23 protein-coding genes are annotated in these 22,851 nt (G+C 41.1%); 16 read left to right on the top strand and 7 right to left on the bottom strand.

Annotation, left to right across the window (positions count from 1 at the left end; all coding sequences use genetic code 11):
• Nucleotides 1–42: 42 nt before the first annotated feature.
• On the bottom strand, nucleotides 43–471 hold the full coding sequence (locus FZC88_RS00510) for a low molecular weight phosphatase family protein (protein ID WP_148968302.1): 429 nt from the start codon (nucleotides 469–471) through the stop codon (nucleotides 43–45).
• A gap of 369 nt (nucleotides 472–840) precedes the next feature.
• On the opposite strand from FZC88_RS00510, the gene FZC88_RS00515 reads away from it, so the two are divergent.
• On the top strand, nucleotides 841–2,085 hold the full coding sequence (locus FZC88_RS00515; RefSeq protein WP_148968303.1) for a dicarboxylate/amino acid:cation symporter: 1,245 nt from the start codon (nucleotides 841–843) through the stop codon (nucleotides 2,083–2,085).
• A 62-nt stretch (nucleotides 2,086–2,147) separates the two neighbouring features.
• Here FZC88_RS00515 and FZC88_RS00520 read toward each other — a convergent pair whose 3' ends face one another.
• Entirely contained in the window at nucleotides 2,148–3,554 is a 1,407-nt protein-coding gene (locus FZC88_RS00520) for a cryptochrome/photolyase family protein (protein ID WP_148993279.1), read from the bottom strand.
• A gap of 167 nt (nucleotides 3,555–3,721) precedes the next feature.
• Between FZC88_RS00520 and FZC88_RS00525 the strand changes: the two genes are divergently transcribed.
• Nucleotides 3,722–4,174 carry a helix-turn-helix transcriptional regulator gene (locus FZC88_RS00525; RefSeq protein WP_148993280.1) on the top strand — a complete coding sequence of 151 codons (453 nt, stop codon included), beginning with the start codon at nucleotides 3,722–3,724 and terminating at the stop codon, nucleotides 4,172–4,174.
• A gap of 57 nt (nucleotides 4,175–4,231) precedes the next feature.
• Here FZC88_RS00525 and FZC88_RS00530 read toward each other — a convergent pair whose 3' ends face one another.
• Together FZC88_RS00530 and FZC88_RS00535 are read right to left on the bottom strand one after the other, a co-directional pair.
• On the bottom strand, nucleotides 4,232–4,756 hold the full coding sequence (locus FZC88_RS00530) for a universal stress protein (RefSeq protein ID WP_148968306.1): 525 nt from the start codon (nucleotides 4,754–4,756) through the stop codon (nucleotides 4,232–4,234).
• Nucleotides 4,757–5,120: 364 nt separating this feature from the next.
• Nucleotides 5,121–7,178 carry a sigma-54 interaction domain-containing protein gene (locus tag FZC88_RS00535; protein ID WP_148993281.1) on the bottom strand — a complete coding sequence of 686 codons (2,058 nt, stop codon included), beginning with the start codon at nucleotides 7,176–7,178 and terminating at the stop codon, nucleotides 5,121–5,123.
• A gap of 174 nt (nucleotides 7,179–7,352) precedes the next feature.
• On the opposite strand from FZC88_RS00535, the gene yfcC reads away from it, so the two are divergent.
• The 11 genes from yfcC to FZC88_RS00590 all read left to right on the top strand — a co-directional run bounded on the left by yfcC (nucleotide 7,353) and on the right by FZC88_RS00590 (nucleotide 18,591).
• A complete protein-coding gene (gene yfcC, locus FZC88_RS00540) occupies nucleotides 7,353–8,855 on the top strand; it encodes a putative basic amino acid antiporter YfcC (protein ID WP_148993282.1) in 1,503 nt (500 codons plus the stop codon).
• A gap of 75 nt (nucleotides 8,856–8,930) precedes the next feature.
• Nucleotides 8,931–10,103: a beta-aspartyl-peptidase gene (iadA, locus tag FZC88_RS00545; protein WP_148993283.1), complete on the top strand. Its 1,173-nt coding sequence runs from the start codon at nucleotides 8,931–8,933 to the stop codon at nucleotides 10,101–10,103.
• A gap of 287 nt (nucleotides 10,104–10,390) precedes the next feature.
• Complete coding sequence (locus FZC88_RS00550) at nucleotides 10,391–11,662, top strand: MFS transporter (RefSeq protein ID WP_148993284.1); 1,272 nt, start codon at nucleotides 10,391–10,393, stop codon at nucleotides 11,660–11,662.
• A 148-nt stretch (nucleotides 11,663–11,810) separates the two neighbouring features.
• Nucleotides 11,811–12,344: an RNA polymerase sigma factor SigY gene (sigY, locus tag FZC88_RS00555; protein ID WP_148993285.1), complete on the top strand. Its 534-nt coding sequence runs from the start codon at nucleotides 11,811–11,813 to the stop codon at nucleotides 12,342–12,344.
• Complete coding sequence (locus FZC88_RS00560) at nucleotides 12,322–12,642, top strand: YxlC family protein (RefSeq protein WP_148993286.1); 321 nt, start codon at nucleotides 12,322–12,324, stop codon at nucleotides 12,640–12,642. Before sigY ends, FZC88_RS00560 begins: the two co-directional genes overlap by 23 nt.
• The gene (locus FZC88_RS00565; protein WP_148993287.1) at nucleotides 12,639–12,851 is read left to right on the top strand and encodes a sigmaY antisigma factor component; all 213 of its coding nucleotides are present in this window, start codon (nucleotides 12,639–12,641) and stop codon (nucleotides 12,849–12,851) included. The genes FZC88_RS00560 and FZC88_RS00565 overlap by 4 nt, the downstream gene beginning before the upstream one ends.
• A complete protein-coding gene (locus tag FZC88_RS00570; RefSeq protein WP_148968314.1) occupies nucleotides 12,848–13,162 on the top strand; it encodes a YbjQ family protein in 315 nt (104 codons plus the stop codon). The genes FZC88_RS00565 and FZC88_RS00570 overlap by 4 nt, the downstream gene beginning before the upstream one ends.
• Before the next feature lie 539 nt (nucleotides 13,163–13,701).
• Nucleotides 13,702–15,459 carry an ABC transporter ATP-binding protein gene (locus FZC88_RS00575; RefSeq protein ID WP_148993288.1) on the top strand — a complete coding sequence of 586 codons (1,758 nt, stop codon included), beginning with the start codon at nucleotides 13,702–13,704 and terminating at the stop codon, nucleotides 15,457–15,459.
• Nucleotides 15,456–17,474 carry an ABC transporter ATP-binding protein gene (locus tag FZC88_RS00580; protein WP_148993289.1) on the top strand — a complete coding sequence of 673 codons (2,019 nt, stop codon included), beginning with the start codon at nucleotides 15,456–15,458 and terminating at the stop codon, nucleotides 17,472–17,474. Before FZC88_RS00575 ends, FZC88_RS00580 begins: the two co-directional genes overlap by 4 nt.
• A 248-nt stretch (nucleotides 17,475–17,722) precedes the next feature.
• Nucleotides 17,723–18,100 (top strand): hypothetical protein, encoded by a 378-nt coding sequence (locus tag FZC88_RS00585; RefSeq protein ID WP_148968796.1) that lies wholly within the window; start codon nucleotides 17,723–17,725, stop codon nucleotides 18,098–18,100.
• Nucleotides 18,097–18,591 (top strand): endolytic transglycosylase MltG, encoded by a 495-nt coding sequence (locus tag FZC88_RS00590; RefSeq protein ID WP_262371577.1) that lies wholly within the window; start codon nucleotides 18,097–18,099, stop codon nucleotides 18,589–18,591. The genes FZC88_RS00585 and FZC88_RS00590 overlap by 4 nt, the downstream gene beginning before the upstream one ends.
• Before the next feature lie 163 nt (nucleotides 18,592–18,754).
• Here the strand turns inward: FZC88_RS00590 and FZC88_RS00595 are convergent, their stop codons facing one another.
• From FZC88_RS00595 to FZC88_RS00600, 3 genes are all read right to left on the bottom strand, one after another.
• Nucleotides 18,755–19,141 carry a hypothetical protein gene (locus tag FZC88_RS00595; protein ID WP_148968317.1) on the bottom strand — a complete coding sequence of 129 codons (387 nt, stop codon included), beginning with the start codon at nucleotides 19,139–19,141 and terminating at the stop codon, nucleotides 18,755–18,757.
• A gap of 96 nt (nucleotides 19,142–19,237) precedes the next feature.
• The gene (locus FZC88_RS24280) at nucleotides 19,238–19,369 is read right to left on the bottom strand and encodes a hypothetical protein (protein ID WP_262371578.1); all 132 of its coding nucleotides are present in this window, start codon (nucleotides 19,367–19,369) and stop codon (nucleotides 19,238–19,240) included.
• A gap of 352 nt (nucleotides 19,370–19,721) precedes the next feature.
• Nucleotides 19,722–20,330 carry an NAD(P)-dependent oxidoreductase gene (locus FZC88_RS00600; protein WP_148994242.1) on the bottom strand — a complete coding sequence of 203 codons (609 nt, stop codon included), beginning with the start codon at nucleotides 20,328–20,330 and terminating at the stop codon, nucleotides 19,722–19,724.
• A 208-nt stretch (nucleotides 20,331–20,538) separates the two neighbouring features.
• On the opposite strand from FZC88_RS00600, the gene FZC88_RS00605 reads away from it, so the two are divergent.
• From FZC88_RS00605 to FZC88_RS00615, 3 genes are read left to right on the top strand one after another with little or no spacing between them, the layout of a single operon-like run.
• Nucleotides 20,539–21,363 carry an amino acid ABC transporter substrate-binding protein gene (locus tag FZC88_RS00605; RefSeq protein WP_148993290.1) on the top strand — a complete coding sequence of 275 codons (825 nt, stop codon included), beginning with the start codon at nucleotides 20,539–20,541 and terminating at the stop codon, nucleotides 21,361–21,363.
• Entirely contained in the window at nucleotides 21,347–22,042 is a 696-nt protein-coding gene (locus tag FZC88_RS00610) for an amino acid ABC transporter permease (protein WP_148993291.1), read from the top strand. The genes FZC88_RS00605 and FZC88_RS00610 overlap by 17 nt, the downstream gene beginning before the upstream one ends.
• 18 nt (nucleotides 22,043–22,060) lie before the next feature.
• A complete protein-coding gene (locus tag FZC88_RS00615; RefSeq protein ID WP_148993292.1) occupies nucleotides 22,061–22,795 on the top strand; it encodes an amino acid ABC transporter ATP-binding protein in 735 nt (244 codons plus the stop codon).
• Nucleotides 22,796–22,851 lie beyond the last annotated feature (56 nt).

Genomic DNA, 22,851 nt, shown 5'->3' on the forward strand with positions numbered 1-22,851 from the left:
AAGGGACTGATTACAATACAATTTTGGTTGTAATCAGTCCTCTTAATGTAGTTGTGGAAGAAGATTTTCTAAATCTTTCACCCTCATGGCAATTTCATCACAAATTTCTTGATAGTGTACCCATTCTTCAATAAGTGTCTTGGAACGCTTCCTTGGATTAGGCAAATTCCAATAGATGACTTTATCTTCTAATTCAGATGGAATCTCTATCTTATCATCAAATTCTGTATCCTGAATCGCAACAATAACCGAAGCGTCACCAAGTTCATTCATCTCGATGCGAGTAAGTGGGAAGGTACTAATGTCGATACATAACTCTTTCATTGCTAAAACGCTGAATTCAGCACGACTCTCGGCAACCCATCCGGCACTTTTGAACGACCAATCCGACACATCGAGCTTCTCGGCCCAACCTTCAGCTATCAAGCTGCGCTGTTGACTACTTGAAAGAAAATAGACTGTTTTATTCATTTTTGGTATGTTCCTTTCTATTTTCATGCTGTTATTACTATTTACCCAATCACGTAGCATTTAATCATTAAATGTAAAAAAGAAAAGATTGGAAAGTAATCTGTAGTCATAAAGATTCAGTCAACTCCCACATATTGTGTGAGGTTTCAGGTGAAACGTAGTAAAAATGTTTTAATTCACCCTTAATCTTCTTCAATTATTAAAAAAATCAGTATAATAGGAAAAGGAGAATGAAGATGCAGCAAAAAAATGGATGGGAAGGCAGTTCAGGAAAAGATAATAGAAAAATTCAAAAATAATAGTTTTGCTAAAAGTAATTAAGGGTAAACATCTTTTAATTATTTTGTATTCAATAGGGGAGGTACATCTATGAAATTTAATTTAACAACTAAGATTATTATTGCCTTAATACTAGGGGCAATTGTGGGATTACTGCTTAATATTTTTGCTAAAGATATATTTGATATATTAGATCCTTATCTCTTTACTCCGTTAGGGAAGATATTCCTTAACCTCATCAGCATGCTTGTCGTGCCGATTGTCTTCCTATCCATCGTTCTCGGATCTGCAGGTCTGGGTGACCCTAAGAAGCTGGGGAGGATAGGGTTGAAGACCATTGTATTCTTCTTAGTGACTACCTGCATTGCCATCGTGATTGGTTTATCTCTGGCTTATGTCATTGATCCCGGTTTGGTAGAGGGAATCGACAAAACACAATCAGAAGGTTTTGAAACGGAAGAGGCTCCTCCTGTAGGAGAGACCCTCATGAACATTATTCCCAAAAATCCACTTACGGCGATGACAGAAGGAAATATGCTGCAGATCATTGCGTTTGCCATCTTTATTGGATTTGGATTAACAGCTTTAGGGGATAAGACAAAAGGAATATTAAAGCTTGTTGAACAAGGTAATGATCTAATGATGTACCTTGTGACACTCGTTATGAAATTTGCTCCATACGGAACATTCGGATTAATCGCTTCAGCAATAGGAAGCCAGGGTTTCAGTGCGTTGAAGGCTATGTGGCTATATTTTGTCGTCGTTCTTGCAGCATTGATCATTCACGCCATCGTTACCTATGGTGGAACGATCCTCCTTCTGGCAAAAAAGAATCCGCTTTGGTTCTTCAAGAATTTCAGTCCTGCGATGAGCGTAGGATTCAGTACATCAAGCAGTAACGCGACGCTTCCCATCTCAATGGATGTCGCCCAACAGCGTTTAGGCGTGTCGAAATCAGTAAGTTCATTCGTTCAACCATTGGGAGCTACCATCAACATGGATGGTACTGCGATCATGCAGGGGGTTGCAACCGTCTTTATCGCCCAGGTATATGGTGTTGATTTATCATTGGAACAACTGATTACGGTTGTACTGACGGCTGTATTAGCCAGTATCGGTACAGCAGGGGTTCCTGGAGTGGGATTGATCCTTCTTGCGATGGTTTTAAGCAGTGTAAACCTGCCTGTAGAAGGAATTGGATTAATTCTGGGGATTGACCGCCTGCTTGATATGGCAAGGACTTCCATCAATATTTCAGGAGATGCAGCCTGTGCGTTGTTTGTATCAGAATCTGAAAAGAAACGTACAATTAAGGAACAAAGAGGAGAGGCGTAATCTTCTCATGTATTAAATCGAGTCTATCACCTGTAAAGGCGATAGACTCGATTTTTTTATATCTATTTTATCTCGTGGTAGCGCTCTAATGCCCGGTCCCTCGCGGCTTTATGGTCCACGATTGGATAGGGGTAATCTTCCCCCAGGATGACCCCCGCATCTTCCAGAATATCCATGGAAGCTTCTGAAGGGTTGTGGATATGTTTATTGGGAACATCTTTTAATTCGGGAACCCACATCCGGATATAAGTGCCTTCTTTATCGAATTTTTCACTTTGAAGGGTTGGATTGAAAATACGGAAGTAGGGGGCTGAATCAAAGCCGGAGCCTGCAACCCACTGCCAGCCCATTGAATTATTGGCGAGGTCTGCATCAATCAGTGTATCCAAAAACCATTTTGTACCTTCTTGCCAAGGAATCAGTAAATGCTTGGTCAGGAACGATGCAACGATCATTCTGACACGGTTGTGCATGAACCCAGTTGCCCATAATTCTCTCATTCCTGCATCAACGAGTGGATAGCCTGTCTCTCCTTTTTTCCATTTTTCCAAATGATCCCTTTCCTTATGCCATCGGAACTCCTTGAATTTCTCATTTACAGGTTGTGTGGTGGACTCAGGAAAATGAAGCAGGACGGAGTAAGAGAAGTCTCTCCAAATTAATTGTTTAATGAAGGGTTCAACCTGAGCACTTTCTTTTTCAAGGAGTGAATGATACAAACTTCTCACCGATATGACACCAAGAGTTAAGTAAGGGGATAGGGTGGAGTGATGGCCATTTGCAGGGAAGTCTCTTCCCTCCGAATAATCATTGATGCTTTTTTTAACAAATGCATTATACCTTTTAATAGCTGCTTTTTCGCCCGGATCCCACATGCTTTCCATGATGTGAAACCAGGGGATAGTTGGTATGAGTTTTAAATCATTTAGTGATAGACCCTCCACATCAAGGTCCGGGACCTTTACTTTCTTCACAGATGGGAGAGGTTTCGGGATGTCCTCCTTCCTTAAAGATTTATAAAATGCTGAGTACACTTTATAAGGAGTGTCGTCATCTTTTTTGATTTTCCAAGGGGGAAGAAGAAGTGTACCTTCGAATGTTTGAACATCTATTCCTTGTGAGGATAAAGAACGGGCTAATGCGAGATCCCGCTCATAAACTCTTGGATCATAGACTCTATTCCAGTAAACCCCTTGTGCATTGGCTTTCTGAACCCATTGGGGGAGAAGGTCTTCTAGTTTTCCTTTATCTATCCAAAGTTGTCCGTTAATCGATTGAAGGGCCGTCTGGAAGGCCTCTAAATTCTGATGCAGCCACCACTTCTTAGCTTCTCCATGGGAGGAGTAAGAAGTTTCCTCATCCAGGATATATAGAGGAATCACCATTCCTTCTTGAGAAGCTCTATATAGAGCAGGGTGATCGTGAATACGAAGGTCCTCCCTAATAAGGACAATGATGCGTTTTGTCATGATTTTCCCTCCTAATAGCCGAATTCGTCAATTCTTTACCTAAAGTATAGTAAAATAAAGATGGTGATACAAAAATCGATGGGTTTGATAAAAACATTTAAATATTCTTGAAAATGGAAAAGAAAATAGTGTAATATCACACTATAAAAGAAGTAAGGTGTGAATCGATGACAAAAGAAGAGATCGTTCTAATCATTTCAGATAAATTAAGGCTAATACGAACAGAGGCAGGTTATACACAGGATAAGATGGCGAACATTATCGGATTATCCAAAAAAACCCTTGTTCAAATTGAAAAAGGAAGAGTCATGGCAGGCTGGACAGTGGTAATTGCCATCTGCGCATTGTTCAAAGATAGTGAAACCTTAACCACTAGTCTTGGTGGGGAGCCCCTTGAAATCATAGAGACCATTGCGCGGGAAGGCATTGATTATCGAAAGGAAAAAACGCTAGGCGGGAAGGTATGGTGGAAAGATGTAAAGAAGAATGATGAATATATACTTCAGCAAAACCTTTTCAGTCAGCACTTCCGAATTTTGGACTTTGAAGACTATCGGATATACAGCAGCTTTGACGAGAATAATGCCCATAAACGTTTTGATGAATTGACGGGGAAATAATACATATTTAAATAGAGGGACGGACCTATCAAAGGTCCGTCCCTCTATTCGTTTCTCTTATTTTACAACGAGGACGCTGGTTTCACAGTTTTGAGTGACTTTTTCACTGACGCTGCCGAGCACCCATTTTTTCATGCCGGATTTCCGGCTGCTTCCGACTACTACCAGGTCTGCCTGAATTTCTTTGGCATATTCACATATGCGTTTTGCTTCTGAACCGGATAGGTGAATATAGTTTGCCTCAATCCCGTAAGGAGAAAGTTTTTCTTTTGCATTTTTCAAAAAGTGATGTGTAGAGGAGGGTGTCTTAATTTCATGACGTTCTTCCTCCGGAGTATGAACTTTGTTGTCTGGTGAAACTGACAAATTCCCCATATAATTGTTATCAAACCCTGGTGAGGTATCTGCCAACGCGTGGGTAGGGGTATAGTTGTCATGACTTTCATTAGCTACCTTTTCATCTGATATATGGAGTACGGTTAATTGTGTATCTATAGAACCTTTTATTAATTTTTGCACTTCATCCAATGCTTTCTTGCTTCCATCGGTTTCATCGTAAGCTAACAAGATATGTTTATACATCAAAATCACCTCATCAATAGGATATCTATTATTTACCCAATATTAAATTTTTTAATCTTTTTCAGTAAATCGATGAATGGGATAATGTCCATTTTTAAACGGATTCAACCAACGATTAATAACAAAAAGAAAGAGCAGAACGGGGGAAGATCCGTTCTGCTCTTTCTTTTTGATTAAAACTCATATAATAGCAGGAATAATGTTTAATTTGAATGTTCTTTATTAAAGCATGCTGATAATCCAACCAATGACAACAATTGCTCCAATGACCATTAAGATTGTACGTACCATTAAAATCACCTCGACTTATCGTATCAATGAAATATGTTTTGTATTTCTAACCGGTTAATATAAAGTTACCCTGTCAACGAATAGTTAAAACCTTCTCTTCATTATTATTTAACCAGGTTACTCCTTCAGGCGTGATTTCTGTTCCAACTCTCCCTCTCTGGATCATTACATATCCAAGATCCTTGAGCTCGTTTAATCTTGTCCTGATTTGTTGAACGGATAGAGGAGTGGAGGTCCGTTGCAGGGAAGAATAAATCTTTTGTCTGCTGGCTCGCTTTCCTTCTTCAAAAAATTCAACTAAAGCGGTAAGGATATTTACATATTCTCCGGTTTTAGACATTGTGATAGAAGGAAGGGAAAAGGTACCTTTAGTATGATCCTTTTCGATGAAATTATAATCATTTTTCGGTAATTGATGAATCGTTAACCGATTTTGTTCTGCAACAGTGATCATGTACAGTAGTGTATTCTTAAGTTCACGGATATTCCCGCTCCAAGGTGCTTTCTTCAATGCGTCTAATACAGCCACGTCGATTGTTGTGATTTTGCTATGTTCCATACGAAGGAAATTCTCGATGAGAAGGGGGATATCTTCGCTTCGATCCCGGAGGCTCGGCAGCTGCAATGATAGAACTTTCAGACGGTGATAGAGATCCTCACGAAACGTTCCTTCTATTATTAAGGATTGGAGGTCCCTGTTCGTAGCAGCAATGATCCTGACATCAACGGGAATATTCTTATTTCCTCCAATACGTCTGATCTCCATCTCCTGAAGGACCCTTAGGAGCCTCGCTTGAAGTTTTAGGCTAATATCACCGATCTCATCAAGAAACAGGGTACCCCCGTCTGCTTGTTCAAATAATCCCTTTTTTCCTCCTTTTTTTGCACCGGTGAAGGCTCCATCCTCATAGCCGAATAATTCACTTTCTAATAAATCTTCAGGCAATGCGCTGCAGTTTACAGCAAGATACGGACTGTTTTTTCGGGACGAATCATTGTGCATTGCGCTTGAAAAAAGCTCTTTTCCTGTGCCTGTTTCCCCATAGATTAGAACCGGAAGCTCACTTTGAGCGAGCTTTTTGGCTATCAATTTTGTTTCATTAATGATTGCGCTTTTACCCAGTATGCTATCAAATGTATATTTCGCAATATATCCTATTCGCTGAAGCTCCCGTTTACGGACCTTTTCCATCTCAATGGTCTCTTCCATGTCTTTAAACGTTGCAACGATGACTCCTTCTGCCTTCAAACGGAAACGATAGACCATCACATTCTGCTGACGGAGTGTGAAATATTGTTGATCTTCATCGTGTTGAGACGTCAAAAAGTGATTGAGCTCGATATTCTTGAACACCCTGTTTAATTTTTTTCCTTTCGCATGGTTAGATGTAATCCCGACCATTCGTTCAAGGACTTCATTGAAAACGGTAATTTCTCCGTCTTCCTGAAAGGCAAGGATCCCATCATTTACACCATCCACTACTTTATTTAAAAATTTATTTAACGTTTTCGCACGTCGATTGATAGCTCCCAGTTTTTGACTGAGCTCGATGATCTTTCTCGTATAGCGATCGGTGATATCGAAGGTTAACTGCTCTGACAATTGAAAGTGGTAGATGATTTTCATAATGGTATTCAAATCGATCAGACGTACACCGATATCAATCTTGTTGGGAACGGAAGGTGGGATACTTGCTGTTTCTCCTGGTGAAATGGCAATGTCAATTTGCCTAGGGTAGTCTCCAGTTGGGGAGTATGGAATGTAATCGACATGATCTATCCCTAATCGTTTCAAGTTAGAGACTGCTTCTTTGGCTGTTTCAATGAAATCATTCACATAAAGTATCTTTTTTCCAGGAGGTAATTCAAAAATACGATCTATGTGTTCGTAATTGACGGTACGACGTGCTTTAATGATAGTGCATGAACCGAAATCGATATATTCCTTCACTTCTGGTGCAATCAGCGCAGAAGAATAAACAATCAATTTATTGGTGAAATACATAGGAATTCCTTCATCACAAGCATAACTCTTAATATCGATCAGTTCTCCGAAAACGGATTGTAATTGTTCCTTAAGAGCTCTTTCTGTTTCCTTTGTTCCAGCTAATAGAATTAATTCACGTTTCATACGTCTCCCCCTTATGGTTTAATGGTTGATAAATGGTTTAATGGTTAAGTATATTTTAACCGATAATAACCATCAGTGCTCGTGAAGTTTGTATTTTCAGATAATTATAGAGTGGCACGGAACTTGCATGTACATATGTGAAGAAAATCATAATTGTCAAACGGGGGGAAAGAAATGGAGAAAGAACAAAAGGCCTGGAAGGTGCCGCATACATTCATTATTGTGTTTTTCGTTGTACTGGCAGCCGCAATTTTAACGTATGTCGTACCAAAGGGGCAATTCACAACAGAAGAAATCACGTTCATGCAGGATGGAGAAGAACAAACCAAAACGGTATTAAATCCTGATTCCTTTAGTTATTTAAAGGATGATGATGGAAACCTAATTAGAGAAGGAACCGGTCTTTTCGAGCCGGGAGGCGGAATTGGATTCCTTAATTATGTATTTGAAGGTCTCGTATCAGGGGATAAATGGGGGTCCGCTGTAGGTGTAGTAGCCTTTATCTTAATTATTGGTGGAGCGTTTGGTATCATCATGAAGACCAGGGCCATTGAAGAAGGGATCCTGAAGGTTATTGAGAGGACGAAAGGAAAGGAATCTCTCATCATCCCGATTATGTTCTTCTTGTTCTCATTAGGGGGAGCCGTGTTCGGAATGGGGGAAGAGGCCATTGCCTTTGCCATGATTCTCGTTCCAATCATGATTGCGATTGGGTATGATGCCATCACTGGAATCATGATCACATACGTGGCGACTCAAATCGGTTTCGCCACTTCATGGATGAATCCATTCGGAGTGGCTATCGCACAAGGTGTTTCAGGTGTACCGGTTCTTTCGGGAGCAGGTTTCCGTATTATTATGTGGATTGTCTTTACACTTGTGGGGATCATTTACACATGGAGATATGCTCAAGCGATTCGGAAGGAACCTAAACGAAGTCTTTCTTACGCTTCTGATGAATACTTCCGCAAAGAAGGCAGAGTACGAGACCTAAATACCAAATTTACTTTGGGTCATTCACTTGTCATATTAACGGTTGCAGTTGGTATTGCCTGGATCATTTGGGGAGTAGTGGAACACGCTTACTATATTCCGGAAATTGCGAGCCAATTCTTTACGATTGGATTAGTAGCAGGAATCATTGGCGTTCTGTTTAAATTGAATGGAATGTCATGGGATGATATAGCAGATGGTTTCATCGACGGAGCGAAAGATTTATTGCCGGCTGCCTTAGTTGTAGGTATGGCAAAAGGAATCGTCATTATACTTGGGGGAGATTCACCTGACGCCCCATCTGTATTAAATACGATGTTATATGGAGCAGGGCAAGTGGTCGGGGATTTCCCTGAAGCCATTTCTGCCTGGTGTATGTATGTATTCCAGTCTGTATTCAATTTCTTTGTCGTATCTGGTTCCGGTCAAGCCGCTTTAACAATGCCTTTGATGGCTCCACTTGCAGATATTGCCGGTGTCTCTCGTCAAGTAGCGGTCCTGGCCTTCCAATTAGGAGATGGATTAACCAATATTCTTGTTCCGACCTCTGCTGCCTTACTTGGTACGCTTGGAGCAGCCCGTGTCGATTGGGGAATATGGGCTAAATTCATTATTAAATTCATGCTCATTCTATTCGTTCTGTCATCGATCTTTGTGATAACGGCAACACTCATCGGATTCTGATTGGAATAATAGTGCCGAACCTTGTTGTAAGGTTCGGCACGGTTATATGAAAAAGAAGAGAAGGGAGCAAACAGCATGCTGACATTAATTCAAAACGGAGAAATTTATGCTCCAGAATATATAGGGAAAAAGGATATATTAATAGTAGATAATAAATTAGGTTTTATTGAAGAAAAGATTGAACCTCCTCATCAATTTGTTGATATAAAGATTGTGGATGCAACGGGTAAATTTGTAGTACCTGGCTTTATAGACTCTCACGTACATATAATGGGCGGAGGCGGCGAAGGAAGCTTTCGTACGAGAACGCCGGAAATTCAACTGACTCAGGCTACGCTTGCCGGTATCACGACTCTTGTTGGTGTGATTGGAACAGATGGAACGACGAGAACGATGGCGAGCCTTGTAGCGAAAGCAAGGGGTCTTGAAGAAGAGGGGATCACCTGCTACGCGCAAACCGGTTCTTATCAAGTACCATTGAAGACGCTAACCGGAAAAATTGAAGACGATATTATTTTAGTAGACCGCATCATCGGAGTAGGTGAAGTGGCGATTGCTGACCATCGCTCATCTCAACCCACAGTAAACGAATTGACGAAAATTGCTTCTGCTGCCCGAATTGGCGGCATGCTTTCAGGTAAATCGGGAATTGTCAATGTTCATGTAGGAGATAGTCATGACCATTTAAAGCTTCTAGAGGAAATAGTCGACACAACGGATATTCCGATTAAACAATTCTATCCAACCCATATCAATCGAAATGCCCATCTGTTTGAAGCCGGGATTCAATACGCTCAAAGGGGTGGTTATGTAGACTTTACGACCAGTACCATTCCTCAATTTCTCGAAGATGGCGAAGTGAAATGCAGTAAAGCGCTAAAACGCATGCTCGATGCAGGTGTACCGGTAGAACAAATCACATACACATCGGATGGACAAGCAAGCCTGCCTAATTTTGATAGGGACGGCGAGCTGATTGGATTACAGATTGGTCAGGTGTCGAGTCTTTACAAGGAGGTAAAGGACGCAGTTCTGGAAGAAGGCATCCCGTTAGAAACAGCCATTAAAGTTATAACATCAAATCCTGCCAAAATCCTTAAATTAAAGCAAAAAGGTCGTGTTGAAGTCGAAATGGACGCAGATCTGGTGTTGTTGGAAAAGGATACGCTTGAAGTGAACACGGTGTTTGCCAAAGGTAAGTTGATGGTAGAGAACGGGGAAGCGATAGTGAAGGGAACGTTTGAATGATTGTTTGGTTTTGAAATAGCTTGGAGCCTTGTGGCTTTGGGCTATTTTTATTGCAACGGTAAGGGATAAAGATGTTTTGAGCGGATAACGGCGAAATTTTCGTATTAACCGAAATTCTAATTATATCGGCGATACCGAATTTCCTGATTTTTTGCTAACGAGGAGAGATTGACTCTCGATACCTATCCGACCACAGACGGAGGAAAAAACCACCAATAGACCCTCATGTTCTTCGGTTGTTCCCTATATTATAAAGATAGTTAATCATTGATGGGGGACGGTTATTCATGAAAAAAATGATTGAAATCTTTAAGAATCCAATTTTTCTAAAGTTATTCTTTGCTAATTTCACTTCGCATATGGGTAGTGTGATTGGTTTGACAGCTTTTATGTTTTATCTTCTTGACCGGTTTTCAGAACAGCCCATGTTTGCGTCGCTAACGGAAATGATGTACTCACTTCCTACACTTCTCGTATTCTTCCTGGTGGGGGTATTCGCGGACAGAATGGACCGGCAAAAAATTGCCTACCACTGTGATACGATCAGTGCGCTCCTTACACTTTTATTATTTGGGGCCATCTTTATTGGCTGGCTTCCCCTCATATTTACGATTTTGTTTCTGCGAAGCGGTGTACAGAAGTTCTTCTTTCCTGCTGAACAGGGGATACTCCAAGGAGTGCTTTCAAAAGATGATTATTCAACGGCCGCCGGCTTGAATCAAATGGTGATGAGCTTGTTTATGTTACTTGGAAATGCTGTGGCCATCTTTGTATATTGGACTGCCGGGATCTTTGGTGCAATTGCAGTCGATTTTGTTACATTCGTTATTTCTGCCATCTTAATCAGGAAATGTATCATTCCTGAAGAAGTTCGTCTTCCAAACGGCAACCATACGTTGAAAGACTTGAACATTCAGTCTGTGACAAAAGATTTTACAGCCGGAATGAACTATATACTGAATCACAAGCTGCTATTATCCTTAATTGGAGGTTTTGTCGTATTTGGAATTGTGAACGGCGGATTCTCGGTCATTCCCATTTTTATATTGAAATATAAATTGGCTCCAGAGTCTTATGAAGAATATTCGATTTTATTAGGTGTCGCCTTCGGTGCCGGTGTATTGATTGGCAGTATCTGCTCTTCAATGCTTGCTCAGAAGTTCAAGTTTCATGTGTTGATCGTTGCGGGGCTGGTTATTTCCGGAACGTTTATCATCGCAGCATCTTTTGCTCCTGCGACTTGGATCTTCCTCACGATCATCTTCTTCGCTGCACTGGGGTTACCACTTGTGAATATTGCAATCGGGGGATGGATGCCAAGCATCATTGATCCGAAAATGATGGGAAGAGTGCAAGGGTGGATCAATCCTCTTATGATGCTGTCACAATCCATTACCCTGGGAGTGATTGCTTTGACATTCCCGACTGTAGTAACCGTTGAAATGCTCTACTGGCTCGTTGGAGGATGTCTAATCATAGTAGGTATCTTCTACACCATCATTCTTCCTAAATATGTAAAGGAGGAAAGTGAAGCTCAGCCTGCTGCTCTGAATGGCTAAGTGAAATCTCTCTATGAATTGGAAAGAGCAATTCATAGAGGGATATTTTCATTTCAAAAAAACTATAATGATTTTATGAACGATTTTTCTTCTTGTGCGTCTTATGAATGAACTCGCCGGCTGGGGCGAAAAGAAAGGACAGTAAAGGATGAAAGAGAGAGATCTGATCAAAGGGGCGAAAAAAGGGAATCACGAAGCCTTTGCTATCCTTTTTAAAGAACATTATCCTTTTCTAGTAAAGTACTTAATGAAAGTGACAATGAATCGGGATCAGGCAGAGGAGCTTGCACAGGACACAATGGCAAAATGTGTAGAGAAGATTCATCAGTACAATGGGAAATCAAAATTCTCATCTTGGCTGATTTCCATCGCAACCAATCGTTATATTGATCTTCAACGAAAAAAGAAAAGGGAACAGAATTGGCAGGAAGAGAACTTTAGAAAATTAAAATGGGAGATGGAGTCAAGGAATGAAGAATGGAATGATGTGCTGGCGGCCTTGTCCACTCTATCAGAGGATATCAGGCTCCCTATCATTCTGAAACATTATTACGGATATTCCTATGAAGAGATTGGACACATGACAGAAGTGCCACCTGGGACAGTGAAATCACGGGTTCATCATGGGATCATTCGGCTGAGGAAGGAGTTGAAACTAGATGAACAACCATCAGGAACATAATGACGAATTAAAGGAATTACTGGAGAACGGATTCCAGTCAATTGATGAGGACATTGACGAAAGTACACCGTCCCTGCAGTGGTTTGAGCAATTAGTAGAGGATCAGCAAGAGGAGATTAAATCCAGGTTTAAACGGGATCTCACCATCTTTTTTCTTTTGGCCTGTTGTATCTTGACTGTGTTTTCCCTTACATTATTTCAAATGCCAATTCTATTTCTTCTCCTTCAAGTTATTATCTTTGTGGGAGCCTCGATTTTTACTGGCATAACATATACGAAAAAGGTGAAAAGGATATGACAAAAGAAGAGCTCTATATCTTACCCCTTGTCATTCCGATCCTTCTGACTCAAAGCATTTACCTGTTTCTCGATGCACGTAAGAACGGACATAACTATTGGTTCTGGGGGATATGGGGATTGATTCAGTGTCCATTTCCACTCATCTTTTATTTCATATTTACAAAGAAGATCTGGAGAAAATTCAATGCAGGGGAGAGGAAATCATGATTATAGTGACAACCGATTATGTACCGGGTAAGGATGTAAAAGAATTAAAAGGATTTGTAAGGGGAAGCACCGTCCAAGCAAAGCATATTGGCAAAGATATCATTGCCGGTCTTAAAACCATTATTGGCGGAGAAATAAGTGAATACAGTGAGTTGATGGAGGAAGCAAGAAAACAAGCGATTGATCGTATGATGGAAGAAGCTTCTCAAAAAGGTGCAAATGCGGTTATTGCCGTTCGTTTAGAAACCTCGGCCGTCATGCAAAACGCTTCTGAAATTATTGCTTACGGAACGGCTGTCGTTGTGGAATAATTCTGCTATGGTGGTTCACTTATATTGTGAAAAAACATATAGTATATAGAAAATTATCAATAAAAATAATATTGACACAATTCACGGCGTGTAGTATGGTTATTAATGGAATAAATAATAAAAATGAATGGAGGGTTTGTGATGATGAAAGTGTATACAATTCAAGGAGTACCGGCAGCCAATTTCATATCATCACATAACCAGTAACTCCTTAATCATTCTGTCATACGAATATTAAAGGCACAGGTTATGCATATAATCTGTGCCTTTCTATGTCCAAAAATAAAGACGGACGTCTTTAAGGCGCAACAGATCTATAGGGATTCTGAACGAATACCTATCGGATCTTGTGATAAAAGCCTTAGGCGTCTGTCTTTTTTATCGTTTAAGTGTACCAAGGATCATCCTTGATCACATATAAAAACCTAATTTCATAAGGAGGAAAAGATTATGTTACTCATTCAAATGAAGAAAATGATGTCTGCTGTGGAGACAGAAGGCGGATAGTGAAGAAAGTCAACAAGAGGAGGTAATGTGGAATGTTTAGTATTTTTAAGAAATTATCGTGGTTTTTTATTGAAAATTGGAAGAGATATACGGTGGCAATCGTTCTATTGACGATTGTCGGAATCCTTGATGTGATTCCTCCAAAGCTTGTAGGGAATGCCATTGATGACATGCACCTAGGTGCGATGACATGGGAAGTCGTAGGGAAATATCTGTGGCTGATCGCCGGAATCGCACTCATTTCGTACGCAATGACGTATGTGTGGATGTATCAATTATTTGGCGGAGCGTTTCTCGTTGAACGTAAGCTTCGCGGTAAATTTATGGGACATTTATTAAAGATGACTCCGACTTTTTTTGAAAAGAATCGTACGGGAGATTTAATGGCAAGGGCAACGAATGATTTGAAGGCAATCTCGGTTACAGCCGGTTTCGGAGTATTGACACTAATCGATTCCAGTGTCTTTATGTTAACGATCCTTTTTACAATGGGATTTCTAATCAGCTGGAAACTGACGATCGCAGCAATATTGCCGCTTCCGATCATGGCTATGTTGATGAAGGTGTACGGTGCGAGAATTCATAAGCGATTCACGGAAGCCCAGGATTCATTCGGTGACTTGAATGATAAAGTGCTTGAATCGATTGCGGGGGTCCGTGTCATTCGTGCATATGTACAGGAGAGAGCGGATGAGAAGCGTTTCGCTGATATGACTGAAGACGTCTATAACAAGAATATTGGTGTGGCAAAAATTGATTCTCTCTTTGAACCAACAATCAAAGTACTTGTCGGGTTGAGCTATTTAATCGGACTTGGTTATGGAGCATATCTTGTGTTTCATCAATCGATCACATTGGGAGAGCTTGTTTCCTTTAACGTGTACCTCGGGATGCTGATTTGGCCGATGTTTGCCATCGGGGAGTTGATCAATATCATGCAGCGCGGGAATGCATCACTTGACCGGGTTCAAGAGACCCTTGATTATGTGCAGGACGTCCAGGATTCTGAGAATCCTCAACGGATAGATTCTCCTGATCAAATCGGATTTAAGGATGTGGACTTTCAATATCCGACTTCACAAGTGTTGAATCTGTCCAATATCAATCTTCATATCCACCGGGGAGGCACTCTTGGGATCGTAGGGAAGACAGGAAGCGGGAAAACGACCTTTATCAAGCAGCTCCTTCGTGAATACCCTGCCGGAAAAGGGGATTTATCCATAGGAGGGGTCCCGATCAGTGAATTGACCATCCAGCAGGTTAGGGATTGGATCGGTTACGTGCCCCAGGATCATGTCCTTTTCTCAAGGACCGTTAGAGAAAACATTCTGTTCGGCAGACATGATGCGACTGAGCAAGACCTGGAACAAGCCATTGAACTGGCTGATTTCAAAAAAGATCTTGAAATGCTTCCGGACGGATTGACCACTCTTGTAGGAGAAAAGGGTGTGGCTCTTTCAGGTGGCCAGAAGCAGCGGATTTCGATTGCCCGGGCACTGATCAAAAATCCGGAAATCTTGATTCTGGATGACTCGCTATCGGCTGTTGATGCGAAAACTGAAGCGAAGATCATTGACAATATACGAAAAGAACGTGAAGGAAAAACAACGATTATTACGACTCATCGTCTCTCCGCAGTTCAGCATGCAGACTGGATTATCGTATTTGAAGATGGGAAAGTGGTAGAAGAAGGGGTACATGAACGACTCCTTGAAAACGGTGGTTGGTATAAAGAACAATTCGACCGCCAACAAGTTGAGGATTCCTCACGCGAGGAGGTGAGCGCATGAACGTCGGAAGAAGACTAACCGAATATGCCCTTATTTACAAAAAAATCATCATTGCTGCTCTCTTGATGCTTAGTGTGTCAGTAGCAGCAGAACTTGCAGGCCCATTTATTGCGAAGAAACTGATCGATGATCATATTCTTGGAATTGAATCCACCTGGTATGAAACGATAGAAGGGAAAGAAGCTGTATCCTATAAGGGAAAATGGTATAAACGTGATCAATATTTTTCAGAAGGTGAGACGAGAAAAGATGATATCCGTATCTTACAGGTCGGGAGAGAGTTTTATTTCGTTCCTTCCACCGTCACCTTCGACGGAGAAAGGTCTGTCAAGTCAGGTGAAATGACGATTACGAAAGGGGATGAGTCGGCAACTTATCCCGCCGAGAAGTTGACCGGAGATGAGCTGCTGCGTTTTTATAATCCTGAAATCCCGAAAATCATTAAATTGATCGCCTTTTATTTTGGGCTGCTTGTAGTCGCTGCCTTTTTCCAATACGGTCAGCGCTACTATCTACAGAAAGCAGCAAACCGGGTCATTCAGAAGATGCGTAATGATGTGTTCCAGCATATCCAGAAACTGCCGATCCGCTATTTTGATAATCTGCCGGCAGGGAAGGTCGTAGCAAGGATCACAAACGATACCGAAGCGATCCGGGATTTATATGTAACAGTCTTATCAACTTTCTTCTCCAGTACGATTTACATTATTGGAATATACATCGCACTCTTTATACTTGATGCAAAATTAGCAGCCATTTGCTTGATCCTGATTCCGATCCTGGTTGTATGGACGTACCTGTATCGTATCTATGCGTCTAAATACAACCATATCATCAGGTCGAAAGTGAGTGATATCAATGCCATGATTAATGAGTCGATCCAGGGCATGAACATCATTCAGGCTTTCAGCAGAGAAAAGAAAACGAACGAAGAATTCGAAGAGTTGAACGAAACACATTTCAAGTATCAAAATAAGCTCTTGAGCTTGAATTCGATGACATCACACAACCTGGTCGGGGTACTGAGAAACATCACCTTTGTGGCATTCATATGGTACTTTGGAGGCGCTTCAATGGGAGTTGGATCTGTTGTCACTTTGGGCGTGCTATATGCCTTCGTTGATTACATCAACCGGTTGTTCCAGCCTGTGACAGGAATCGTCAATCAGCTGGCAAACCTTGAGCAGGCACTAGTGGCAGGGGAACGGGTTTTCCGCCTGTTAGAAGAAACCGGAACATCGGTTGAAGATGAGAAAATGAGCAGGTATGACGGAAATGTCAGCTTTGAACATGTATTCTTTGGATACAAGGAAAATGAATATATTCTGAAGGACATCTCGTTTACCGCAAGTAAAGGAGAGACCGTTGCCCTGGTGGGGCACACGGGTTCAGGGAAAAGCTCGATCATGAATCTATTGTTCCGTTTTTACGATAGTGATGAAGGGAAGATCCTGATTGACGGCAAAGACATTGTAGATATTCCCTATCAAACGATTCGTGAGCATATGGGGATCGTCTTACAGGACCCTTACTTGTTTACCGGAACCATCGCATCCAATGTAAGCTTGGATGACCCCAGAATTTCAAGAGAACAGGTGGAAGCGGCACTGAAAGCAGTCGGTGCTGAAAAAGTGTTCAAAAACCTTGAGAACGGCTATGATGAACCGGTGATCGAGAAAGGGAGCACCCTTTCTTCAGGGCAGCGTCAACTGATTTCCTTTGCAAGGGCACTGGCCTTTAATCCAGCAATCCTGATTTTGGATGAAGCGACTTCGAGTATTGACACAGAGACTGAGGCCGTCATTCAGGAAGCGATGGAAGTCTTGAAAAAGGGAAGAACGACCTTCATCATCGCTCATCGACTCTCTACGATTAAGAATGCCGATCAAATAATTGTATTAGATCGGGGAGAAATCGTAGAGAGGGGCAATCATGATGATCTGATGAAGCGGAAGGGTCGCTATTATCAAATGTATCAGCTTCAACAAGGATCGAAAGGTGAAATGGCAGGATAGGAAGGAGGAGCATCTGACTAATTTAGTCGGGTGCTCTTTCATTTTCTGGAGAGTATCTTGAAAACGCATCTAAAGGAAGCTTGGATGGGCGAGACAAGAGGTTAGAACTCCCGAGGTGAAATAAAAAATACAATATTCTGCTAAGAAAACAGGACTTTTGTGGGATTTTGTCGTTTTAAATCGAAATTCTCTCATTATCAATGTATAATTTAATTGATAAAAAAGTTTCATAAAGGGAGGATCCTATGATGGGGTGGGCAATCGCCATTTTATTTGGGACAGCAGTCGTGCTGCTCATTTTATCGTTTATTAAAACGACACAAACCAACTCACAGCTTGAGCAACAAATAGAGCATGTTTCAATTTCAGTATTGAATGAAGTACATGAACTGGAGAAGCAGTTAAGAAATATTCAATTAGATGCTGAAATTACAGCACAACAGTCCGGGGCAGCGCCAGCGGAATCGGAAGAACGGTTTATACTGCGTGAAATGCTTGACTTACATAAAAGAGGGTATTCCATTGAAAGCATTGCATCCAAAAAACAGCTCACACCGAATGAAGTAGAGCGCATGCTTGCTCCTTACAAGACAAGGAAGACTGAAAGGAGCTTAGTAGCACAATGAGAGTGACGCCTAATTCATTGCGCAGTTTTGCTGCGGGTCTCTTAATCGCAACGACGTCAATCGGTGCCGTTTATATGTTTGGTCCATCTGAAGCCAAGAGTACAGAGAAAGTGGAAACCGTTAAAACGGAGAAGCTCTCAGAGGAGGAAATGGTGAAACAGCTGACTTCAAACGGCTTTGTCATACATACAGAAGCAGAGTGGAATAAGCAGCTTTCAGCCATGACCGAGAAACAGGAAGAGAAAGTGGAAGATAAGAAAGAGGAAAAAACGGACGATAAGGTCGTTTACAAGGCCATATTGACTGTTTCTACCGGTATGACAAGTATTGATGTTGGAAATGCCTTGGAAAACGCAAACATCATCAAAGACGGCCTCGACTTCTACAAAGAAGTTGAAAAGCGAGGTCTTGAAAATGATTTGCGTCCGGGTACTTTCGAGGTCGAGAGCGGAATGACAACAGACGAAATCATTTCGACGATCTTTCAATAACCTGGAACTGAAAAACTGAGTTACAACTAGAAATACTTCCGGTTGTATAGAAAACAAAAAACCACCTTATTATTTGGTATGACCAGAGCTGCAAAGAACTGGTTACCATAATAGGAGGTTTTTTGTTTTATACATATTCATGGTATCAATTTTTCCCTGTAAATTATTCTGTATTAGCCTTTAAAAGACGGAGGATTTTTGTGTTCTGTTTTTTTAGCTCATCTAATTTCTGTTGAGTATTTACAAGTTCATTTTCCAGGGAACCGATTGATTTTAATAGGCTTGATGTTCCAATGCTGGATTGATGTACATCGGAAAGCTTGCCTATGTTTGAAAGGAAAGATAGGGAAGTGGGGTTGACCAGATTTTTTAATGATTTGTTCAGGGAAGAAAGAGTTTCCTCCTGTATCAGCTTATTCCCTTCAATTTCATTTGTATTTCCCTTCGTTTGTTTCAGCTCTTTTTCATTCACCATCGTCTCAGCAAGGTTCATGATGCCGCTTATATCCAAATTTTCCAATTGTTTTTTTAAATCATCATTCACTGACATCTTATACTCAAAACCTTTCTATTAATATTTGTACTCCCCGTCAGACCGGTCTGACGGGGAGTGAGTAAGGATTCAATGTTGAATTACAGGAGACCATTAAGCCCTTCCTGCACTAATAACTTCACCGATGCAGCTATACAGGACATCAGCAAGAGCTTCCTGCCCTAATAGAATAGCCACAACAAGAGCGAGTGCGAGTAATAGCACAACCAGTGCTGTTACAATCATTCCCTCACCCCCTTTCTAAATGGAAGTCAGGTAAAATTCGAACCTTACAAAAACATCTTATGTGGATTGGTGGGACAAGCTTCAGCTATTCCCCTATATTAAGTGAATATGGGCAGCCCTTTTGTATTGGTATAGTGAAAATGTGTGGATGAAAAAATGTATTACATAGAATGAATGGATAGATGAAATGACATGAGTAGGTCATCCGGAGGGAAACGGGGCTAAAGATAAAGTTTCAGTAGAAAATAGGAAGAGGATAGCGGGCATGCTATCCTCTAATTACAAACGGATTTATGGATGGAAATATTCTTGAATTTTTCATATGAGGCGTAAAGTAGGATCCACCCTAATTTTAGTAACAAATCCCCACGCGAGTTTTGATGTAACGATCATCCTCCAGCTGTTGGTAGATAAAATCCCCCGTGTCAAACATGGAGATGCTTATTCCTTCTTCAGGAAGGACATCAACTTCTGTCCGGTATTCCCCAAGGCGCTCTCCATCAGGTAAATAGGTAGGACAAACAATCGTCCAATCCATTTCTGAAGCTTTTAAGATTAAATAGGCTCTTAAATGGTCCTCTGCAGCAGTCGTGCTTCTACGTTTTGATTCATTTGCCTGGAATCGATACAGACTGGACTTCTTGCGTGCTTGTAGGATCCCTGCTGTACCACAGGTAATGATTCGTTTTACACCATGATATCTCATTGCTTTTAAGAGAATGGGCATGCTTCTTGAGAGTACTTCATTCTTATCCGTATTCAAGCAGCTGATCACCGCATCGCAACCCTCGATGGTTTTCATTACATCCTCTTCATTCAATACATTACCAGCAATATCCATGCCAGAGGCTTGTCTATCCATTTTTTTTCGAACCAAACGATTCACTTCATGTGTAGAGTTTGCTTGTTGAAAAACAACAGAACCGACACGCCCCGTACTTCCAAATAAAGCGATTTTCATCATTATGACCTCCCGTTTCCCATTAATAAATAGTTTATCGCAAAATCGTTATTCTTTACATGATTGAGCATATCAGAATACATACTAATAAGTGTGAAGAATGTTAAAGTCTCGAATTGAAAACTTATGTATTGACTTATTCCTAATATCGTTTTATGATGACATTCGTAATAGTTTTAAATCCGATAAGAATAGTGGGGGTTTTACAATGAAAAAATGGAAATTATCCATCATCATGCTAATTGCTTTATCCATGGTATTAGCTGCGTGTGGTCAATCTAATGATAAAGAAGAATCCAGTGGTGATTCTAAAGAAGGTTCTGAAACATCACTTTACGATCAAGTGATGGAAGAAGGAGAATTACTGGTTGGAACAGAAGGTACATATCCTCCTTTTACATTCCATGACGAATCAGGGGAACTGACTGGGTTTGACGTAGAGATTGCCCGTGAAGTAGCAAAGCGCCTTGGCGTTGAAGCTAAATTCCAAGAGACTCAATGGGATGCCATGTTTGAAGGTTTGAATTCTAAGCGTTTTGACGTAATCGCGAACCAAGTGGGAATTCGTGAAGATCGCCAGGAGAAATATGATTTCTCAACACCGTATATTGAATCAAGTGCAGTAGTGGTTGTATCGAAAGACAATAAGGATGTAACATCATTTGAAGACATCAAGGGATTGACTTCTGCTCAATCTCTGACAAGTAACTACCGCGACATCGCTGAAAAAAATGGTGCAGAAATCCAGGGTGTAGAGGGACTATCACAATCCATACAACTCCTTGAGCAAGGCAGAGTGGACGTAACAGTGAACGATAAAATCTCTATTCTGGATTATTTAAAGAAACAGCCGAATGCCAATGTCAAAATTGCAGCTGAAGCTGGAGATGCCGGTCAAAGTGGTCTCATGTTCCGTAAAGGTAATGACAAGTTAGTGGAAGAAGTAAACAAAGCGTTAGAGGAAATGAAGGAAGACGGTACGTACAAAGAGATTTCTGAGAAATGGTTCGGAGAAGATGTATCTCCTAAGTAGTATCTACCAGGATCCTGAAGCGATGATTGATATTTTACAAAGCTCCCTGCTTCCAATGCTAGAGGGAGCTTTGTACTATTCTATCCCTCTGACGCTGATTTCTTTTGCTTTAGGAATGATCCTGGCCGTCCTTACAGCCCTTGCCCGATTGTCCAATGTATCGATTCTAAGAGGAATTGCACGATTCTATGTATCTGCCATCAGGGGAACACCTTTACTCGTTCAATTGTTCATTATTTTCTACGGCTTACCGACACTTGGAATAAAGTTTGATCCGTTCCCGTCTGCCATCATTGCTTTCTCATTAAATAAAGGTGCCTACTCCTCTGAAATCGTCCGTGCAGCGATTCAATCGATTCCTATAGGCCAATGGGAAGCGGGCTATTCAATTGGTATGACGTATTCGCAGGCACTAAAGAGAATCATCCTGCCCCAGGCAACCAGGGTATCCATCCCACCATTATCGAACTCTTTCATTAGTTTGGTGAAGGATACCTCTCTAGCTTCATTAATTCTCGTAACGGAAATGTTCAGAAAAGCACAGGAAATCGCTGCAACAAACTATGAGTTCCTGCTCATGTACATGGAAGCTGCCTTGCTCTACTGGATTATTTGCTTTATTCTATCCATCATTCAAGGGCGGATCGAGACAAGACTGGACCGATATATTGCCAAGTAATATTAAAGGAGATTGAATATGATTTCCATCAAGGGATTAACTAAACGTTTTGATCAATTAGAAGTATTAAAAGGAATGAATGTAGAAGTCAATAAAGGAGAGGTGATCGTCCTGATTGGCCCATCGGGTTCAGGAAAGACAACCTTCCTCCGCTGTTTAAATGCACTGGAATTGCCGAATGACGGAACGGTTTCAATTGGCGGTACTTCCGTTGATTTTAATAAAAAGGTTTCCAAGCAAGAGCTTATTAAACTTAGACGGAAAACAGGCATGGTGTTCCAAAACTATAATCTGTTTCCCCACATGACCGCACTGGAGAACGTAATGGAAGGACCAACTATCGTCCAAAAACGAAGCAAGTCCGAAACAAAGAAAAAAGCGATCAGACTCCTTGAAAAAGTAGGACTCGGTGAAAAAGTGGACTACTATCCGTTCCAGCTCTCAGGAGGGCAGCAGCAACGGGTAGGAATCGCAAGAGCATTAGCGATCGAGCCGGAAGTGATGCTCTTCGATGAACCAACCTCAGCACTCGATCCTGAATTGGTCGGGGAGGTTCTAAAGGTAATGAAGGACCTTGCTGAAGAAGGGATGACCATGGTTGTGGTGACTCATGAAATGAGATTTGCCAAAGAAGCAGCCGATAAAGTCATCTTCATGGATGGTGGATATATCGTTGAAGAAGGCTCTCCTCAAGAAGTGTTTGAACAGCCTAAGAACGAACGTACGAAACAATTCCTGAACTTAATACAATAAATTGTAAAAGATGAATGAGACTCATGCTCATTCATCTTTTTTTAGGTTTAGAGTCA

Source organism: Rossellomorea aquimaris (assembly GCF_008180865.1).
In the GTDB taxonomy this organism is placed as follows: Bacteria; Bacillota; Bacilli; order Bacillales; family Bacillaceae_B; genus Rossellomorea; species Rossellomorea yichunensis.

What these genes read in the sequence shown, in the direction of transcription:
- FZC88_RS00510 (WP_148968302.1), bottom strand. Translation starts at nt 471, where the DNA reads ATGAATAAAACAGTCTATTTTCTTTCAAGTAGTCAACAGCGCAGCTTG.
- FZC88_RS00515 (WP_148968303.1), top strand. Translation starts at nt 841, where the DNA reads ATGAAATTTAATTTAACAACTAAGATTATTATTGCCTTAATACTAGGG.
- FZC88_RS00520 (WP_148993279.1), bottom strand. Translation starts at nt 3,554, where the DNA reads ATGACAAAACGCATCATTGTCCTTATTAGGGAGGACCTTCGTATTCAC.
- FZC88_RS00525 (WP_148993280.1), top strand. Translation starts at nt 3,722, where the DNA reads ATGACAAAAGAAGAGATCGTTCTAATCATTTCAGATAAATTAAGGCTA.
- FZC88_RS00530 (WP_148968306.1), bottom strand. Translation starts at nt 4,756, where the DNA reads ATGTATAAACATATCTTGTTAGCTTACGATGAAACCGATGGAAGCAAG.
- FZC88_RS00535 (WP_148993281.1), bottom strand. Translation starts at nt 7,178, where the DNA reads ATGAAACGTGAATTAATTCTATTAGCTGGAACAAAGGAAACAGAAAGA.
- yfcC (WP_148993282.1), top strand. Translation starts at nt 7,353, where the DNA reads ATGGAGAAAGAACAAAAGGCCTGGAAGGTGCCGCATACATTCATTATT.
- iadA (WP_148993283.1), top strand. Translation starts at nt 8,931, where the DNA reads ATGCTGACATTAATTCAAAACGGAGAAATTTATGCTCCAGAATATATA.
- FZC88_RS00550 (WP_148993284.1), top strand. Translation starts at nt 10,391, where the DNA reads ATGAAAAAAATGATTGAAATCTTTAAGAATCCAATTTTTCTAAAGTTA.
- sigY (WP_148993285.1), top strand. Translation starts at nt 11,811, where the DNA reads ATGAAAGAGAGAGATCTGATCAAAGGGGCGAAAAAAGGGAATCACGAA.
- FZC88_RS00560 (WP_148993286.1), top strand. Translation starts at nt 12,322, where the DNA reads ATGAACAACCATCAGGAACATAATGACGAATTAAAGGAATTACTGGAG.
- FZC88_RS00565 (WP_148993287.1), top strand. Translation starts at nt 12,639, where the DNA reads ATGACAAAAGAAGAGCTCTATATCTTACCCCTTGTCATTCCGATCCTT.
- FZC88_RS00570 (WP_148968314.1), top strand. Translation starts at nt 12,848, where the DNA reads ATGATTATAGTGACAACCGATTATGTACCGGGTAAGGATGTAAAAGAA.
- FZC88_RS00575 (WP_148993288.1), top strand. Translation starts at nt 13,702, where the DNA reads ATGTTTAGTATTTTTAAGAAATTATCGTGGTTTTTTATTGAAAATTGG.
- FZC88_RS00580 (WP_148993289.1), top strand. Translation starts at nt 15,456, where the DNA reads ATGAACGTCGGAAGAAGACTAACCGAATATGCCCTTATTTACAAAAAA.
- FZC88_RS00585 (WP_148968796.1), top strand. Translation starts at nt 17,723, where the DNA reads ATGGGGTGGGCAATCGCCATTTTATTTGGGACAGCAGTCGTGCTGCTC.
- FZC88_RS00590 (WP_262371577.1), top strand. Translation starts at nt 18,097, where the DNA reads ATGAGAGTGACGCCTAATTCATTGCGCAGTTTTGCTGCGGGTCTCTTA.
- FZC88_RS00595 (WP_148968317.1), bottom strand. Translation starts at nt 19,141, where the DNA reads ATGTCAGTGAATGATGATTTAAAAAAACAATTGGAAAATTTGGATATA.
- FZC88_RS24280 (WP_262371578.1), bottom strand. Translation starts at nt 19,369, where the DNA reads ATGATTGTAACAGCACTGGTTGTGCTATTACTCGCACTCGCTCTTGTT.
- FZC88_RS00600 (WP_148994242.1), bottom strand. Translation starts at nt 20,330, where the DNA reads ATGAAAATCGCTTTATTTGGAAGTACGGGGCGTGTCGGTTCTGTTGTT.
- FZC88_RS00605 (WP_148993290.1), top strand. Translation starts at nt 20,539, where the DNA reads ATGAAAAAATGGAAATTATCCATCATCATGCTAATTGCTTTATCCATG.
- FZC88_RS00610 (WP_148993291.1), top strand. Translation starts at nt 21,347, where the DNA reads ATGTATCTCCTAAGTAGTATCTACCAGGATCCTGAAGCGATGATTGAT.
- FZC88_RS00615 (WP_148993292.1), top strand. Translation starts at nt 22,061, where the DNA reads ATGATTTCCATCAAGGGATTAACTAAACGTTTTGATCAATTAGAAGTA.